The sequence below is a fragment of the Exiguobacterium acetylicum DSM 20416 genome (genome assembly GCF_000702605.1).
Classification (GTDB): Bacteria; Bacillota; Bacilli; order Exiguobacteriales; family Exiguobacteriaceae; genus Exiguobacterium_A; species Exiguobacterium_A acetylicum.
In genome coordinates, this window is record NZ_JNIR01000001.1 from 347,526 (window position 1) to 365,129 (window position 17,604).

Below are 17,604 nucleotides of genomic sequence, written 5' to 3' on the forward strand. Positions count from 1 at the left end.
AGCATCACCTGCCTTACATAGGATGTGTCCTGATTATAGCAAATTTATACTTAGAAGACATGCGCCAAAAACAGTACATTTGTTCTTGTTTGTGAGATACTGATAGTAAAGAAAAAACGAGGAGGAGGTTTTCTTGATGAACCATATGCATATTGGTCGTGCCGGTAGTGGGAAAACGACACAATTGATCGAGCGCGTCGTACAAGAACTCGAGCAACGACCGCTAGGGGAGAAGATGTATTTCATCGTTCCGGATCAGATGTCATTTGAAATGGAGCGGCGGATTGCGACAGATGACCGGATAGCAGGTCTTGTTCGTCTTGAGGTCATGAGTCTACGGCGCTTTGCGTTTCATATCTTACGCGATTACGGGAATCAAGCGATTCCATTTCTCGATGAGACAGGGACACAGCTATTACTGCGACAGGTCGTCGAGGAATCAGAAGACGAACTGAAGATTTTTAAACGAACTAAAAACATGCCAGGATTTTTCCAAGGACTTGATGAGCTCATCGCGTCGTTTAAACGCTCGCTGATTGAACCAGATATGTTGCGTCAAGTGAGTGATCGTTCTCTCGAACGGTCACCGAAATTGAACGATCTTGCTTTGATTTATGAGCGCTTTACGGAACGCATCGTCGATAAAGCACTCCATGCGGACGATTACTATACGACGTTACTTGAATTACTTCCAAAAGCACGACTGGATCAAGCGACGATCATCGTCGACGGATTTTATGAATTTTCGCTTCAGGAACAACAAGTACTGCTCGCCTTGATGCAACAAGTGGCTGAAATGCATATTAGTTTTACGATGGACCCAACGGATCCTTATGCGAAACAAACCTCTTTTGGTGTGTCTCAGCGATGCTACATGCAGTTGATCGGTCAGATGCAGGAGCTGTCGATTCCATACGAAGAAATCTTGTACGATCAACCAATCAAGTTTCAATCAGAAGGGCTACGACATTTGGAGCAGGCCTTGTTGAAGCCGGGATATCCCGCTGTCGATCATGACGTTGACGGCTTTCAGATGACAGCTGCAGTTAACCGTCAAGTCGAAGCAGAATCAGCCGTGCGGAAAGCGATTCAACTCGTTCGACAAAAAGGGTATCGTTTTCATGAAATGGCATTCGTCGTGCGACATCTTGAGCCGTATGCGGATCACTTGGAACGAGCCTTCCACATGTACGATGTTCCGTATTTCTTGGATCAACGTGAGTCGATGGTTCATCATCCGCTCATTGACTTGATTCAATCTGCTTTAGACATCGTGACGTCGGGTTATCGGGAAGAAACAGTCTTTCGTTTACTGAAGACGGAGCTCTTGCCGATTCCAGCAGAAGATGCGCGTCTAGCGCTCGATCGTTTCGAGACGTTCGTGCTCGAACGCGGCATCAAAGGATCGATGTGGCAACAACCATGGCAATTAAAGCGACGCCTAGCAGAGGAAGTTCGCTTAACGGAAGAAGAGCTTGCGCAAGAAGAAGAACTGAACGATTTACGAACCTTCGTCGTCGACTTGATTGAACCATTGCACCGTCGGTTGAAGCAGGCAAAGACAATGAGCGCGTATACGAAAGGTCTTTATCAATTCCTTGAAGAACAAAAAATTGCAGAACGTTTAATGGAATGGCGTAAGCAGGCACTAGAGCAGGATCAGTTACTTGTTGCTCGAGAGCACGATCAAGTGTACGAAGCGATACTCCATCTATTCGAACAGCTAGAAGCTGCTGCGCCTGAGCATACCTTGTCAACGGAACTGTTTGTTCAGATGGTCGAGACAGGACTTGAGAGCCTTCGTTTTGCACTTGTTCCTCCATCGCTTGATCAAGTTATCGCGACGGACTATGTCCGTGGACGATTACAACGAGTGAAAGTCGTCTTTTTACTGGGAGCGAATGATGGTCTGATTCCGTTCGTTCAAGATCAATCAAAGTTACTGTCCGAAAATGATCATGACTTCTTACATGAACATGGTATTCCGGTTGGAAAAGCGTCTCTTGACGTGTTTGATGATGAGCTGTTTTACCTGTATCAAGGGATGATGGCTCCAAGTGAAGCATTGTATGTTAGTTACGCACTTGTCGATGAAGAAGGAAAGGCGCTTCAGCCGGCAGCGATCACAAAACAATTAAAGCGACAACTGTTGCTCGATCGTCCGATCAAAACACACTTTGCAGAAGCTGGAGAACATGCACCGCAAGAACAACTTGATTTCGTGACGAGCCCAGATCGCGCGGCAGCAGCGACAGCGATTGAACTCCGGCGTCTGCAACGACGTTATCCGATCCAGCCAATTTGGTTCGAAGTGTATAATACGCTTCTCGAAAACGGACAGGGACGTGAACGGATGGGATTATTCTCGAATGCCTTGTTCTATCAAAATCAAGCGGAAGCCTTGCCGGAAGGATTGGCGCATCGTTTATATGGTGAGTCACTGCAAGCAAGCGTTTCGCGTTTTGAGACCTATAATGCCTGTTCGTATAAGCATTTTGCACGATACGGCCTTCGTTTACGCGAGCGAAAACTGTATAAATTCGAAGCACCGGACATTGGGAATCTGTTCCACGGTGCACTGAATGATCTGTCGCTCAGTATTAAAGCTTCTGGACGACACTGGCGCGAGCTCGATGGCGAGACGTGCGGAACACTTGCGAAGGAAGCTGTTGAAAAGGTGACACCTGAAATTCAGAATGCGATTTTGATGAGTTCGAGTCGGTTCGGGTATATCAAGAAAAAATTGACGGATGTCGTCGAACAAACAGCTAAAATGCTTGTTGAACAAGCAAAACGAACAGATTTTGAACCTGACTTATTTGAAATCAGTTTTGGGAACGCGACGTTCCCACCATTACGCTTTACATTGCCGGATGGAACAGAAATTGAATTCACGGGTCGCATCGACCGGATTGATCAGGCGACGATTGGTGATCAGCTATACGTTCGAATCATTGATTATAAATCAAGTGCTCGAGGACTTGATTTTGCGGAAATCTATTATGGGCTTGCGATTCAGATGTTGTTGTATTTGAAGACGGTCGTGGAACAGTCGGAGCTGCTTTATCAACAGCAGGCAAAACCAGCTGGTGCGTTATATTTCCACGTCAAAAACCCCATGTTGCGGGGCGATTTATCGGCTGACGAAGAAGAACGCAACCGATTGTTACTCGAGTCCTATCAAATGCAAGGCGTCATCCTCGAGAATGACGAAGTACTACGAGCGATGGATCATATTGCGTACGATGAACGAAAAAAATCACCGCTTGTCAAAGTGACATTCACGAAAAACGGACTGCATAAGACGCAGACGAAAGGTGTCGTACAGGAGGAAGATTTATCAGCGCTGATGGATCATGCATGGGAGGCACTAAAAGACAGCAGTCAAGACATCTATGATGGGGATATCGCTATCAATCCATTTGATTATCAAGAGCGGACTCCGTGTAGTTTTTGTGAGTATCGTTCAGTCTGTCAGTTCGATGAATCGCTTGGGAATCAGTATCGCCCATTAAAGCCGATGTCTGAAAAAGAGGTACTGGAACGGTTGAAGGAGGAAGAAGAATGAGCGTGCGTTGGACGGAAGAACAACAACAAGCCATTTCAGCTAGAGGTGGACATATCCTAGTCTCAGCGGCAGCCGGATCAGGGAAGACAGCTGTCCTCGTCGAACGGCTGACGCAACGATTGATTGATCCCAAAGATGAGTTGTCGGCAGATCGAATTCTAGTTGCTACCTTTACGAATGCGGCAGCACGTGAGATGAAGACGCGGGTCATCGAGGTCATGGATCAGCGCATCAAAGAGGCACCGGACGATTTGTATTTGAAAAAACAGCGTCAATTGATGAACCGGGCACAAATTACGACGATTCATTCGTTCTGTTTGTCGATTCTCCGCGAAAATTATTACCGGATTGGTCTGGATCCTGCGTTTCGAATTGCCGATGAATCTGAATTACTGTTATTACAAGACGATGTCTTAGAAGCGGTCTTTGAGTCCTTTTATGCTTCTGAGGACCCGGGATTCTATGATTTGATTGATAGTTATACGTCAGATCGGGATGATCAAGCGATGCTGACACTGATTTCGAATCTCTATCGGTTTTCCCGTTCCTTACCGGATCCGGAAGCCTTTTATGCACATTTAATCAGTCAGTACGATCAGCCAATTGATCCGGATGATTCTCCACTTATGCAACGACTAGTCGAATTAGAGTGGGAAAGTCTCTCAAATGTATTGGGACGTTACCGAGAACTTGCTTTTGAGCTGGAGCAGTCTGGTTATGCGGAAATGGGAAACATGATGCGACAGGACATTGCTCCTTTTACCTCACTTGAGACGTCAGCACGCCAATGGTCGATGGTTGCGCTTGCTTTTCAAGCAGTAGAGTTCGGTCGCTGGAAGAGTCCACGCGGGGATGAAGGAATCAAGCCGTTTCAAGCAGAGCGGACGCGACTCGTAGCGGAGTTCAAGAAAATGAAAGAGCTATTCGTCCAAAAGACTGGTGTTGATTATTTAGAAGACTTACGATCGCAGCTTCGACATGTGGAAACGATCGTAACACTCGTACGTCAATTTGCAAGTGATTATCTTGAAGCGAAACAACAACGTGGTATCGTCGATTTTTCGGATCTTGAACATTTTGCATTAGAGATTTTGACGGACGAAGGACAACCGTCAGACGTGGCAAAACTTCTGAAGGAACGCTTCGTCGAAGTACTCGTTGACGAATATCAAGATACGAATGAGGTTCAGGAACGCATTATCCAATTGGTCTCGAAAACGGATGAGGCGACAGGAAATCTATTCATGGTCGGTGATGTCAAACAATCCATCTATAAATTTCGTCATGCAGAGCCAGGATTGTTCCTTGAGAAATTCAAACGATTCCAACAGACCGACGTGGGAACACGGATCGATTTAACAAAAAACTTCCGGAGTCGTCTTGAGGTGCTGGATGGAACAAATCAAATCTTCCGCCAAGTGATGGATGAGACCGTCGGGGAGATTGATTACGATGAAGCCGCGCACCTTCGACTCGGGAATCTGAGTTATCTCGAATCGGAGCAAGTGGCGCCTGAATTACTCTTGATTGATCCACTTGATAGTGAAAAAGAAGAGGTTGAAGCACGAGCGATTGCAACACGAATTTTAGAACTCGTTGATTCGATGCATCCACATCTAATTTACGATGCGAAAGCAAACCGATTCCGGACCTGTGAATACCGCGACATCGTCGTCTTAGCACGGTCGCGTGGTAAGCGTGTCCAAGCGCTTGTCGAAGTGCTCGAACAGTATGAGATTCCGGTCTATGCGGATACGACGGGCGGATACTTCCAAGCGACGGAAATTCAAATCATGATGGCATTGCTCAAGACGATCGATAATCCACTTCAAGATATTCCATTCGCGAGTCTGTTACGATCGCCGATTTTTGGAGTGGCAGATCGAGATTTAGGACGGATTCGAGCAAAACAAAAAGAAGGAAGCTTTTATGAGGCAGCGCTAGCGATGGCGGCAGAGGAATCATCACTCGGGATTCGAATAGATGAAATCATCCGTCAGATTCAATCATGGCGAACTGAAGCGCGTGGGAGTGCTCTTCCGGCTTTCATTCGATCGCTCTTTGATCAGACCGGCTATTTTGAGTACGTCGGCTGTCTCGCCGGAGGAAAAAGTCGTCAAGCCAACTTGAACGCCTTATATGAGCGAGCGAAGCAATATGAGACGTCCGGTTATCGTGGATTATATCGTTTCCTTCGTCTGATCAATCGATTAATTGAACGAGGAGAAGACTTCGCAGAAGCCCGTTCGCTTGGAGAAGACGAGGACGTCGTTCGCATCATGACGATCCACCAATCAAAAGGACTCGAGTTCCCTGTGACGATCGTCAGCCAATTGACGAAGCAATTCAACAAACAGGATCAGATGCAAGCGATTCAGTTGCATAAGACGTATGGCATTGCCCTAGATGCGATTGATCCAATTCGTCGTTTAAGATCTGGGACCCTTCTGAAAGAAGTCATTCGCCGGGAAATGGATCGAGAGATGAAGGCGGAAGAGATGCGCGTCTTGTATGTTGCGATGACTCGAGCGAAGGAAAAGTTGATTCTCGTCGGCACAGTCAAGGATTTAGAAGATCAAATGGCGACTTGGCAGATGACGCCACCAGATGAAGTCTTACTACCTGAAAATGACCGGCGCCAAGCGAAGAGTTATGCAGAATGGGTCGTTCCGGCAGTTTTACGCAGTAGTTTACTACGTCCGGATGAGACGGATTGGTCGATTCGCGTGATGTCTTTAGAGGAGTTAGCACCGTATCAAGAAATCTCAACACTCGTGGAGCAACTCGAACACGTCCAGAAGCTTGAAAAAATCGATGTGCCGATTAATTCGCAAGTCAAAGAAATCGTCGAAGCGGCATTTTCGTATCAGTATCCGCATGCGCTTGCGACAGAGACGGCAGCAAAACAGACCGTCACGGAACTGAAGCGAGCGGAACAGCTGGAACGTGCAGCATTTGAAACGACATATCGCCAGACGACCTATTACCGAACGCCTCAATTCCTCGGACCAGTTCTCAGTGGGGCGGAACGAGGAACGGTCTTACACTTAGCGATGCAATTGTATGAACCGGACGAATCGATTTCGCATCAAATTGATCAGTGGGAAGCAACGGAACGCATTACGCCGATTGAAGCGACGACGATGCGGGAAGCGACAGCACAGTTACAAGGGTTCCTCGACTCTGAAATCGGACAATTGTTCAGCGAACGATTACGGACGAACCACGTCTATCGTGAGTTGCCATTCACTTATAAGATCGGGGCATCGCGTTTCCGGAAAGATTGGACAGGTCCAGTGGATGACGCAGTCATGCAAGGAATCGTCGACTGTTTGATTCAGGATGGAGAATCATATATCTTGCTCGATTATAAATCGGATCAAATCGTTACGACGGAAGTCGGACAAACACCTGCAGACGTGTTACGTGAACGATATGCGACCCAATTGAATCTGTATCAAGAAGCGCTAGAAGCGATTCTTCATATTCAGATTACACGGAAGGTCATCTATGCGTTTGCTTTAGAAGAAACGATTGATTTAGTTTAATTTAATTTTGATACGATCGAGACCTTCCTCGTTCTCCTACTTAAGGTAGAGATGAGGGAGGTTTTAGCATAGGACGAAAGAGGGATGAGGAATAAGGAGGGAAAATCAGTTTCTGAAGCGATTTCCGTTTCTTATTGTGAAGGAACTGTGTAAAATAAAGAAGATATGTCACTTTGACGATGGATAATTTTGGGAGGTTTTAATAGATGGCACGTATTTTATTAGCAGAAGACGAAGATGTCTTACGAATGTTAGTACTCGATACACTAGAAGATGAAGGATATACGATCGACGAAGCGACAGATGGAGACGAAGCGTATCAAAAAATCATGAACGCTGAATATGATCTCGTTTTACTCGATTACATGATGCCTGGAATGACAGGGATTGAAGTCATCGAAAAAGTCCGACAACATCCGGATAAGCAACATCTAAAAATCATGATGTTGACGGCTAAAAGTCAACAATCGGACCGCGAACGAGCGGAAGAGATTGGTGCGAATTACTTTTTCTCAAAGCCATTTAGTCCGTTAGAACTGATTGATGTCGTGGGAGGAATACTGAGTGATCACCAAGTGGATTAATCGAAAAATCGGGCGCCAACTCATGGCTTCCTTTTATGTCGTATTAGCTACATTGATGATTTCATCATTGATCGTCTACAACTATACCGATACGAAACTGCAGGCGACTCGGGCGAAATTAGAAGATATCCGTGATCGGAGTGCACGTGCGGGTGCCTTATGGGAAGAGTGGCAGGATGTCCAGTTCAATATGCGTGGTTATGCCTTGATGGGGAATGGAGAATTGTACAATCAAGTCATGGCTCAGCAAGATAAGATTGATCAGGATACAGAATGGTTCGAAAAAAATGCGATTTATGATCAGGGAAAGGCATTCGCCCAGTCCTCGAGAGAATTGTATGGTTATTATTTCGATGCCATTTTGCCGCTTATTCAATCTTATGTCAAAGCGAAAGAATCCGGAGATGTCACGGAATCGCTCTTAAAAGGAACAACACTTGCTGAACTGCCACTTGGTCAGCGATTGTTAGCTGAAGGTAAGATTCAATTAGATGCTCAAGGAAACATTGATGTACTATCAGAGATCAATAAGAGCGAGCTAGCACTCGGCGGTTATCGTGAATTTTTAGAGGATTGGGCACAACGGACGAGCGCCCAGCTGGAACGGGAAATCCGGACGACACAGCTGATTTGGTTAGCGAATATCGTCGTCTTACTTGCCATCTTGATTTTCTTTATTTATCCGTTTATTCGCCGCATCACGATGGAATTATTATCTCTCGTCAAGAACAGTCAACGGCTTGCAAACGGTGAAGATGTTTCGAGCGTCAAAGTACCGAATCGTAAAGATGAAATCGGAATTCTGGCGTTATCCTTCAATCAGATGGCAAGTTCGATTTCCGAGAACAAGCAGCATTTATTAGCGAAAAATGAAGAATTACAGGCGCAACAGGAAGAACTGCAAGCCCAACAAGAAGAATTGCAAGCACAACAGCAAGAGCTTGAAGAAGCGTTAGAGCTGACGATGCGCAATGAACAGCATCTCCAGTACCGGAATGATTTAACCGAGACACTTGCGGCACGTGAGTCGTTGACCGCTTATCCCGAAATCATCGAGAAGCTCGTCACAATCACGGATTCGGAGATCGGTGCATTGGTGTTCGTGGATGAGGAAGATAGTTATTCTGTCGTCACTTATGGGATGACGGATGAACTGGCAGAACAGTTGCTCCAAAATGATGCGTCACTGTTGAAACGAGCAGAATCGCTTAAGACCCCAGTTCATTCTTCTAAACAAGTCGCAAGCAATCATCCATTACCGTATCCGTACTATATGTATGAAACGGCTGTGCCGATTCTCGATCCAACGGCAGATGATATCATCGCGTATATTTACCTTGTCCGCTACCGCGATCAGTTCACGAATGAACAGATGCGAGACGTCATGTCCTTCTCCCGTCAACTGTCACTATCACTCTTGCGAATGCGTTTATTTGACGAGATGACAAAAGAAAAAGCGAAAACGGAGCGAATTCTCGATTCGATTCGAGAAGCGGTCATCTATCTTGAACCTGGGAAAGAAGAGGTCTTCGTCAATCGACCGCTGTACGATCTGTTCCCGGAATTACGATATGGAGTCCACACGGAGCAAGAAACGCTTCAAACATGTCTTGAAGTCATTCGATCTGTCGTCGATGAACCAGAAGTCTTCAGCAGATACGTCGATTCAGTTCTCCGTGGAGAATTACCGACGGATAGTCTACAATTCTCGATTCGAAACGAGACGGTATTCATTCAATTTTATGTCGAGGTGATCCAGATTCATCAGGTGCATAAAGGAACGATGCTTGTCATGCGTGATGTGACGAAAGAGACCGAAATGGATCGTTTGAAATCGGAACTCGTTTCAACCGTCTCTCATGAACTTCGGACGCCACTCTCTTCGATTTACGGCTTTACAGAGCTCATGCTCAACCGGGACATCGAAGAATCGCGCCAAGATCGATATTTACGGACGATCCATTCCGAAACGGAACGCCTTGCGAATCTCGTCAATGATTTCTTAGATGTCCAGCGTATGGAGTCGGGCACACAATCGTATAAAAAAGCATCGGTGAACGTTCATGCGATTGCCGAAGAGACGACACAGTTCTATGCAGCTTCGACACAAGCTCATCGGATTACGTTCCGTCACGAAGGAGATCAGTTACCCGTCATTGAAGCAGATGAAGAAAAAATCAGACAGTTGCTCAATAATTTATTGAATAATGCGGTGAAGTATTCACCATCTGGCGGTGCGATCGATGTCGTACTGACGACATCGCTTGATCAAGTCATTCTTCAAGTTCGGGATGAAGGAATTGGGATTCCAGAACAATCGCTCAGTCGTCTCTTTGAAAAATTCTACCGCGTCGACAACTCAGATAGTCGAAAAATTGGTGGTACGGGTCTCGGTCTAGCTATCTGTAAGGAAATCGTCACCGGTCATGGTGGAGAAATTCACGTGGAATCGGTCGTAAGGGAAGGAAGTCTCTTCACTGTCAAATTCCCACTCGTCCAATCCACACATGTGACAATCTCCTGAAAAAACCATATATCAACAAAATAACACTAGGTGTTCGTACGGAAATCAGATACGATGAGATAGGAAAAGAAAGGAGGAAATGAAATGCCAATCACAGCATTCGTTCACACACACGTCTTACTTTGGGTACTTTTATTGGTCACGTTCTTCGTCGCCTTTTCGATGTACAAGAACAATAAGAAAGCCGCAAAAGGCATTCATATGGCGTTCCGTCTTCTACTTTTATTGACGTTCGCGACAGGTCTTTATCTGTACATCAAAATCATGGGGATGTCTGAAAACCCAGATCCACTCTACCATGCGAAGATCACAGCAGGATTACTAACGCTCATCTTCGGAGAGTTGACACTTGTTCGGCTTAAAAAAGGAAAAGCTTATTCCGGTTTCGTCATCGGATTCGCCGTGCTCGTCCTTGTGACAGTATTCCTTGGTTATTCACTCCCATACGGTATGAAGTTCTTCTAAGTTCATACAGAATCAAAAGAGTCCTTTTCGACCTTATAGGTTGAAAAGGACTCTTTTTGTCATGTCCGTTAGTAATTTTTGTTTACAAGTGGTTGTTATTTGGGAAAAGGGATGTATTACACAGTAGAGAGGGGAACGCTTGTGGCACAGTTGAAGGAATGGACGAAGGTTTTCCGGGCACGGAAATGGATGAAACGCGCAGAACCGGTGTTACCACTTTGGCATGGGTATATCGGTTATAAATATGGATTATTCGATGCTCTTCAAACAGGAGCAACGCAAGCAGAGGCACAGCTACGGATGCAGCGTCCGCTGACACAGGAAGCGCTATCCCGCTGGTTCGAAGTCGGCGTCGCAGTCGGTCACTTGAAGAAAAAAGATTTACGCTATACAGCGACTCGCCATGTTCTTCCGGAACTCTCTCAATCAGACGACCGCAGTATCGGATTTATGTTATCGGAAATGATGGAGCTGCACTTACCAGCACTATTCTCTTATCCTCAATTCTTAGAAGAGGGTCAACAAAAGACCTTTAATGGAGAGGAACATGGAGACGTTGTAGCCGAAACTTCAGCTCTCGTTGAGACTGTCGCTTTCCCAGCAGTACGTCACATCATTCGGAATCGTAATCTAACTTCACTTCTTGATATTGGTTGTGCCTATGGCGGGTATCTCCGTAAAATTCACGAGGCATTGCCGGACTTACGACTCGCCGGAATTGATATTGAAGAATCAGTCATCGCCGAAGCAAAACGGCGAGATACGAGCGGAGAGATTGATTTTGTCGTCGGGGATATCAAAACGTTTGATGTCAAAGAGACATATGACGGTGTCATGATGAATAATATTTTGTATTACTTCCCGCAACCGGAACGACTTGCACTATTAGAAGGAGTTCGTCGTTTCGTCAAGGATGATGGAACAGTCATTCTCGTCACACCATTACGTGATAGTTCACATGGCGCACCTTTCTCAGCAGCATTCAATGCCTTTATGACGTTGCATGAGAATCTGTATCCATTACCGAGTAAGGAAGAATTGAAAGAAGATCTATCAAAAGCTGGGTTTGAAAACATTTCGATCACACCATTCTTAAAAGAAGGTGCCTGGTATATCGTCACTGCAAACGCCACTTCCTAAGCGAAGTCTGGCGTTTTTACAGTTGGAAGACAGTTCAAATTTGTCGCTTTTACTATGTGCTTAGTATAATAGTTGAAACGATGAGAGATAAAAGGAGAGATTTGGGTGAAGCGACGCGTAGCAGTGATAGGAGCAGGACCTGGGGGACTTGCATGTGCCTTGTTATTAGCAGGAAAAGGAGTAGACGTCACCGTTTACGAAAAACAAACGCAAGTCGGTGGACGAACTTCTGCCGTTAAGCTAGGTGACTATACATTTGATCGAGGACCAACATTCCTTAATATGCCGCATATTTTAGAAAACGTCTTTCACGAAGCCGGTTTACGGTTAGAAGACTATTTAGATTTAAAGGCACTTGATCCAATGTACACGCTCTATTTCAAAGGCGGAACGGAGCAGTTCACGATGACGACGGATCGGGACCGGATGAAAGAGACGATTGAACAACACTTCCCTGGAAACGGAGAAGGATACGATCGATTCATGGCAGAGCAAGCACTTAAGCTTGGAAAACTCATGCCCATCTTGCAGACACGTCACGATCGGCTGACGGATTACTTATCACCACGTGTCTTAACAGCACTTCCGCGTCTTTCGCTCGGTCGATCCCTCTATGACGTGTTATCCGATTATTTCACGAGCGAAGAACTGAAGTATTCTTTTACATTCCAAGCGAAATATTTAGGCATGTCAGCTTGGGAATGTCCAGGTGGTTTTTCGATCTTGTCTTATATGGAACATGCTTACGGTGTCCACCATCCGATTGGCGGGATGCATCAAGTACCGCTAGCAATGCAACGTGCGATCGAGGAGCTGGGCGGAACCGTACAGTTAGGTGCGGGCGTCGAACAATTGATCTTAAATGGAAAAACTGTCGAAGGAGTCATCCTTGAGTCAGGTCAACATGAGTTATTCGATGAAGTCATCATCGGTGCCGATTTCGCACATGCGATGAATCATTTGGTGCCGGAAGGGGTTTTGAAAAAATGGTCCCGACCAAAAATTGACCGTAAAAAATTCTCATGTTCGACGTTCATGTTATATCTTGGTGTCAACCGGACGTTTGATGCACCACACCACACGATTTATTTTGCGGAGGACTATGAGAAAAACGTTCGTGAGATGACACAGACGCTTGAGCTATCTGATGACTTTTCATTCTATGTCCAAAATCCATCCGTGATTGATCCAACGCTAGCACCTGAAGGCAAGTCTGCTATGTATGTACTAGTGCCGGTACCGAACAATTACTCTGAACTTGATTGGTCGATCGAAGGACCGAAACTACGTCGTCGTGTTCTTGACGCCCTTGAAACGCGTTCGCCGTATCAAGGGATTGAAGCAGCAATCGAAGTCGAAGAGATGTTCACGCCAGACGACTGGGAAGCGATGGGGATCCATCAAGGCGCGACGTTCAATCTCGGTCATCAGTTGACGCAGATGATGTATTTCCGACCGCATAATCAATTTGAAGAGCTCGATCATCTGTATCTCGTCGGAGGTGGCACACATCCAGGTAGCGGATTACCAACGATCTTCGAATCCGCGCGTATCACGGCAGAACTTGTGCTCAAAAAAGAAGGGGTGCGGACATGAAGATAGGATTCGTAGGAGCCGGTGTCGGTACACTGCATGCAGCGCTTTTGCTGACAGCAAGACATCCCGGAGTCGAGATTACGATTTTTGAAAAAGAAGCGCATGTCGGTGGTCGATTACAATCCGTCGATTTTGAATCAGGTGGCCGCATCGATGAAGGTCCGACGATCGTCCTGATGCCAGGCAAGTTAAAAGAGCAGTTGGCAGAAGCCGGCGTGACGGGAGTAGAACTTGAACGGGTCGATCCATTGTATGACCTTCACTTCGACGACGGTACCGTCGTCACGAAAGTAGCCGATGTCGTGGATCAAGCGATCGCAATCGAACGTCAATTCGGTGAAGGGCGTGGATTTTATGAATTCATGCATCAAAAAGAAAAGGATTATGAGACGAGTGTATCGAAATTTTTAGAACGTGGTTATCGTCGAAAGACAGAGTTGTTGCACCCAGACATGATGCGTCCATTATTACAGATGCATGCTCTAGAAACTGCACATGACCATTTGAAGCGATACTTCAAGAGTAAATATTTGCGCATGGCATACAGTTTCCCGACATTTTATATCGGCGGAAATCCTTATACAACACCATCGATTTACGGTTTGATTCCGTACCGGGAACAAGCAGAAGGTGTCTGGTATGTAAAAGGTGGCTATTTCTCGCTTGCTGAACGCATGTATGACACATTAGTCGAACGTGGTGTCCGATTCGTCTTCGAGGCACCCGTTGAACGAATCGTTGTCGACCAAGGACAGGCGAAAGAAATCATCTTACAAGATGGAACACATGAAGCCTTCGATCAAATCGTACTAAATGGAGAGTTTCCATTGATGGAACGTCTTGTGGAAGGTAAACAACCTAAAACCTATACGCCTTCAGGCGGTACGCTACTGCTGTATTTCAAAATGAAAGGGAAAGTCGATTTACCAGTGCATCGCTTTTTGATGCCAAACGACTTGGAACCGCTCATGACGAATATCTTTAAAAAGGGACGATTACCTGAACATCCGGCAGTCTATCTGTTCCATCCAAGTCAGATTGACCGTAGTTTGACAGGAACGGACGATAGCGTCGTCTATTCATTAATTCCTTCTCCACGTGGCTATGGTGTAGAAGATTATGAAAAAGTAGAGTTCGTTGAGACCGTACTTGAAAAAATCGAGCATCATCATCCGGGATTCCGGGAAAAGATACAAGAAATGAAGATTCGTACACCGAATGATGCACAGGCCTTTGGATTGTATCAGGGAGGGAGTTTTGGGATTGCGCCGACGATTCGCCAATCCGCTGCCTTAAAGACACAGGCAAAACCGTATCCGGATATCGATCGATTATATGCCGTCGGTGCATCGGTGCATCCGTGTGGAGGAGTACCAGTCGTCATGATGGGCGCAACGATACTCGTAAACCGAATGGAACAAGAGATGGGGTGGAAACATGAATTCAGTGACGATCCAGAACGCGTATATCAAATGTGAGGAAGTCATTCAGTCCGGATCTAAAACGTTCTATAAAGCCTTCTCACTCTTACCAAAAGCAGATCGACAAGCTGTTTATGCCATCTATACATTTTGCCGATTCCTCGATGATACCGTCGATGAATCAGAGACACCAAAAGAGAGCTTAATGGCTTTCTTGAATGAATTCAAACGATTCCGTGATGGCGAAGTACTAGATAAACCGTTATGGATTGCTTTAGCAGATGTATTTGAACGTTATGAAATGGATGAGACACCATTTCTTGAGCTCGCAGAAGGGATGCGTTGGGATATCGAGAAAAATCGTTATCAAACGCTTGAGGAGACAGAGCAATACAGCTACTACGTAGCGAGTACTGTCGGTTTGATGCTGTTACCCATCCTTGCACCGCAACAGCCTGATCTCCGTAAATCAGCTATCGATCTTGGAATCGCGATGCAACTGACGAACATTTTGCGCGATGTCGGTGAAGATGCAAAACGCGGCCGCATCTACTTGCCCCATTCATGGATGGAGACATACGGTGTCACAGCGGAGTCGTTACTCGCTGGTCGTCCTTCAGGAGACTTCATCGGTCTCTGGGAAGAGGTTGCCCTTCGAGCAGAGCATCTATATGACGCGGCGATTCCATCGTTTGAACGATATCCACGTGAGAGTCGGCGTGCTCTAAAAGCTGCTGCCTTCCTATACCGCGGTATTCTTGATGCAGCGCGGGATAATCACTATGACGTCTTTACGAAACGCGCGTACGTCAGCCGTTGGCAAAAAATGAAGTTACTTGCTACGATTTAATACATGACCATAGAAAAAAGACCTTGGCGGGGACCAAGGTCTTTTTTCTATGGTCTGAGACCGGGGAGTCTCAGATTACTTCTACACCAGAGCGAACATCTGGACTACGAGATAGGTCTGTTTCGACCACGGGGATGGTCTTTTCTTTATCGAGCTATCTGTGGACCATTCGGATGAGACGATCTAAGGGGGAACGTCGTAAGTCATGCGAATGGACACACGATGAGTCACGTGATGAAATGGGTGGGTCCCATTTGATTTCGCTGGTTAGAAAAAGTAAGTTCTTCAACGCTCTTGACTCGGGGAAGTCACCTTGCGCTTGATTGAGGATGTGGGGTCAATCACTACCTCTTGAACTCGAAGTAATCGTATCAAATCTTAGTTGTCCGTACAAGTGATTGATATGCAATTCACATAACGTTCACAGGGTAGTGGCGACAGCAGAGACGATTCGTTCACTTGCTAGTTTTCCTGAAAGCGTCACCATTGGACTACCGCCACCAGGATGCGTTGATCCACCGGCAAAAAACAAATTGTGAACATTCTTTGAACGGTTGCTCGGACGGAGGAAAGACGACCGGATGCCATTGGATGACAAGCCATATAACGAGCCGTGATAAGCAAAGAAGGTTTGTTCGATATCCTGTGGTGTGATCCGTTGTTCGAAGACGACATCAGATGAAATATCAATTCCAAATGACTGCAATCGTTGATTGATCAGTTGATCATACGTATCAAAATCAATCGCATGTCCAATATCCGTTGCGGGTGCATTGACGAGCACGAATAAGTTGTCACCCGCTTGTCCCATTTCTGGTGCTGTGACGGAAGAATTCGAGATATAGATCGTCGGCTCCTCAGCGTAACGTTTTTCATCAAAGAGTGCCTTGAACTCAGCTTCGTAATCCGAAGAGAAGAAGACGTTATGATGAGCCAGTCCTTCGATCCGACGTGAGAGACCGATACATCGGACGTAGGCAGAAATTGATGGTTCGACTTGAGCAGGTGTCGGATTTTTAAAATCAGGTCGTGCCGTTTCTGAGATCAGGCGTGGATATTGTGTCAATAAATCGCCGTTCATGACGACGAAGTCGACCGGTAGATATTCCAAATGATTCAATTCGATTTCCGTTGCTTGTCCATCTACGACTTCGATCTGTGTCACCTCATCGCCAAGACGGAAGACGACACCTAGTTCTTTTGCACGTCGAGCGAATCCTTCTGCGATTGCCGTATTGCCGCCATTCGTGAAGTAGACGCCGTCATTTAGTTCTAAATGAGCGATGAGACTGAAGGTAGCGGGTGTTTGATAAGGACTACTCCCGATATAGGTCGCATAACGATCGAGTGCCTGAATCAACCCTTTATCCTTAAAGTAGTGCTTATGCAGCCCATGAAGGTTTTGGAAGGGATGCACTTTCAACATGTCTCGCCAGAGGGAAGGGCGGATGAATGAATCTATATTCGTAAAGAATTGTTGTTTTGCAATCGTATGCAACTTCGCCACTTCTTCTTGATAACCTGTAATATCGTTTTTTGCCAACTGACCGTTCGTGAAACGATCTACTTCTGTCCGCATCGCTTCACGTCCAGACGAGAACGTTAAGGTGCGTCCGTCAGAAAAGTGATTGACCGTGTGACGCTCAAGTTTCGTGAATGTAAAGTATTCATCAGGATCCGCACCAGATTCAAGAATGACAGATTGAAAAACTTCCGGCATCGTGATCGTGTTCGGACCAAAGTCGAAGCGATGTCCTTCTGTGATGATCGGCATCATTTTGCCACCGATATGTGTATTGCGCTCGATGACCGTGACACGAAATCCTTTTGCAGCTAATGAGATGGCAGCGCTTAGTCCTCCAAGACCAGCTCCGATGACAGCTATATGTTTCATGATACTGATTCCTC

General features: G+C 45.9%; 10 protein-coding genes. 9 read left to right on the top strand and 1 reads right to left on the bottom strand.

All coding sequences use genetic code 11. The features are described 5' to 3' along the window. Positions 1-136: 136 nt before the first annotated feature. From addB to P401_RS0101830, 9 genes are all read left to right on the top strand, one after another. Positions 137-3,568: a helicase-exonuclease AddAB subunit AddB gene (gene addB / locus P401_RS0101790; protein WP_029340965.1), complete on the top strand. Its 3,432-nt coding sequence runs from the start codon at positions 137-139 to the stop codon at positions 3,566-3,568. Further along, entirely contained in the window at positions 3,565-7,116 is a 3,552-nt protein-coding gene (gene addA, locus P401_RS0101795) for a helicase-exonuclease AddAB subunit AddA (RefSeq protein WP_029340966.1), read from the top strand. The genes addB and addA overlap by 4 nt, the downstream gene beginning before the upstream one ends. 206 nt (positions 7,117-7,322) lie before the next feature. Further along, positions 7,323-7,700: a response regulator gene (locus tag P401_RS0101800; protein WP_023467390.1), complete on the top strand. Its 378-nt coding sequence runs from the start codon at positions 7,323-7,325 to the stop codon at positions 7,698-7,700. Continuing rightward, on the top strand, positions 7,681-10,224 hold the full coding sequence (locus P401_RS0101805) for a HAMP domain-containing sensor histidine kinase (protein ID WP_029340967.1): 2,544 nt from the start codon (positions 7,681-7,683) through the stop codon (positions 10,222-10,224). The genes P401_RS0101800 and P401_RS0101805 overlap by 20 nt, the downstream gene beginning before the upstream one ends. A gap of 84 nt (positions 10,225-10,308) precedes the next feature. After that, positions 10,309-10,689, top strand: coding sequence for a DUF1516 family protein (locus P401_RS0101810; RefSeq protein ID WP_029340968.1), 381 nt, complete (start codon positions 10,309-10,311; stop codon positions 10,687-10,689). A 141-nt stretch (positions 10,690-10,830) separates the two neighbouring features. After that, positions 10,831-11,829 carry a class I SAM-dependent methyltransferase gene (locus P401_RS0101815; protein WP_029340969.1) on the top strand — a complete coding sequence of 333 codons (999 nt, stop codon included), beginning with the start codon at positions 10,831-10,833 and terminating at the stop codon, positions 11,827-11,829. Positions 11,830-11,934: 105 nt separating this feature from the next. Next, entirely contained in the window at positions 11,935-13,425 is a 1,491-nt protein-coding gene (locus P401_RS0101820; RefSeq protein WP_029340970.1) for a phytoene desaturase family protein, read from the top strand. After that, positions 13,422-14,903 (top strand): phytoene desaturase family protein, encoded by a 1,482-nt coding sequence (locus tag P401_RS0101825; RefSeq protein ID WP_029340971.1) that lies wholly within the window; start codon positions 13,422-13,424, stop codon positions 14,901-14,903. The genes P401_RS0101820 and P401_RS0101825 overlap by 4 nt, the downstream gene beginning before the upstream one ends. Next, positions 14,863-15,696, top strand: a complete 834-nt coding sequence (locus P401_RS0101830; protein ID WP_029340972.1) for a phytoene/squalene synthase family protein — start codon at positions 14,863-14,865, stop codon at positions 15,694-15,696. The genes P401_RS0101825 and P401_RS0101830 overlap by 41 nt, the downstream gene beginning before the upstream one ends. Before the next feature lie 421 nt (positions 15,697-16,117). Here P401_RS0101830 and P401_RS0101835 read toward each other — a convergent pair whose 3' ends face one another. Continuing rightward, a complete protein-coding gene (locus P401_RS0101835; RefSeq protein WP_029340973.1) occupies positions 16,118-17,590 on the bottom strand; it encodes a phytoene desaturase family protein in 1,473 nt (490 codons plus the stop codon). Positions 17,591-17,604 lie beyond the last annotated feature (14 nt).

What these genes read in the sequence shown, in the direction of transcription:
- addB (WP_029340965.1), top strand. Translation starts at nt 137, where the DNA reads ATGAACCATATGCATATTGGTCGTGCCGGTAGTGGGAAAACGACACAA.
- addA (WP_029340966.1), top strand. Translation starts at nt 3,565, where the DNA reads ATGAGCGTGCGTTGGACGGAAGAACAACAACAAGCCATTTCAGCTAGA.
- P401_RS0101800 (WP_023467390.1), top strand. Translation starts at nt 7,323, where the DNA reads ATGGCACGTATTTTATTAGCAGAAGACGAAGATGTCTTACGAATGTTA.
- P401_RS0101810 (WP_029340968.1), top strand. Translation starts at nt 10,309, where the DNA reads ATGCCAATCACAGCATTCGTTCACACACACGTCTTACTTTGGGTACTT.
- P401_RS0101825 (WP_029340971.1), top strand. Translation starts at nt 13,422, where the DNA reads ATGAAGATAGGATTCGTAGGAGCCGGTGTCGGTACACTGCATGCAGCG.
- P401_RS0101830 (WP_029340972.1), top strand. Translation starts at nt 14,863, where the DNA reads ATGAATTCAGTGACGATCCAGAACGCGTATATCAAATGTGAGGAAGTC.
- P401_RS0101835 (WP_029340973.1), bottom strand. Translation starts at nt 17,590, where the DNA reads ATGAAACATATAGCTGTCATCGGAGCTGGTCTTGGAGGACTAAGCGCT.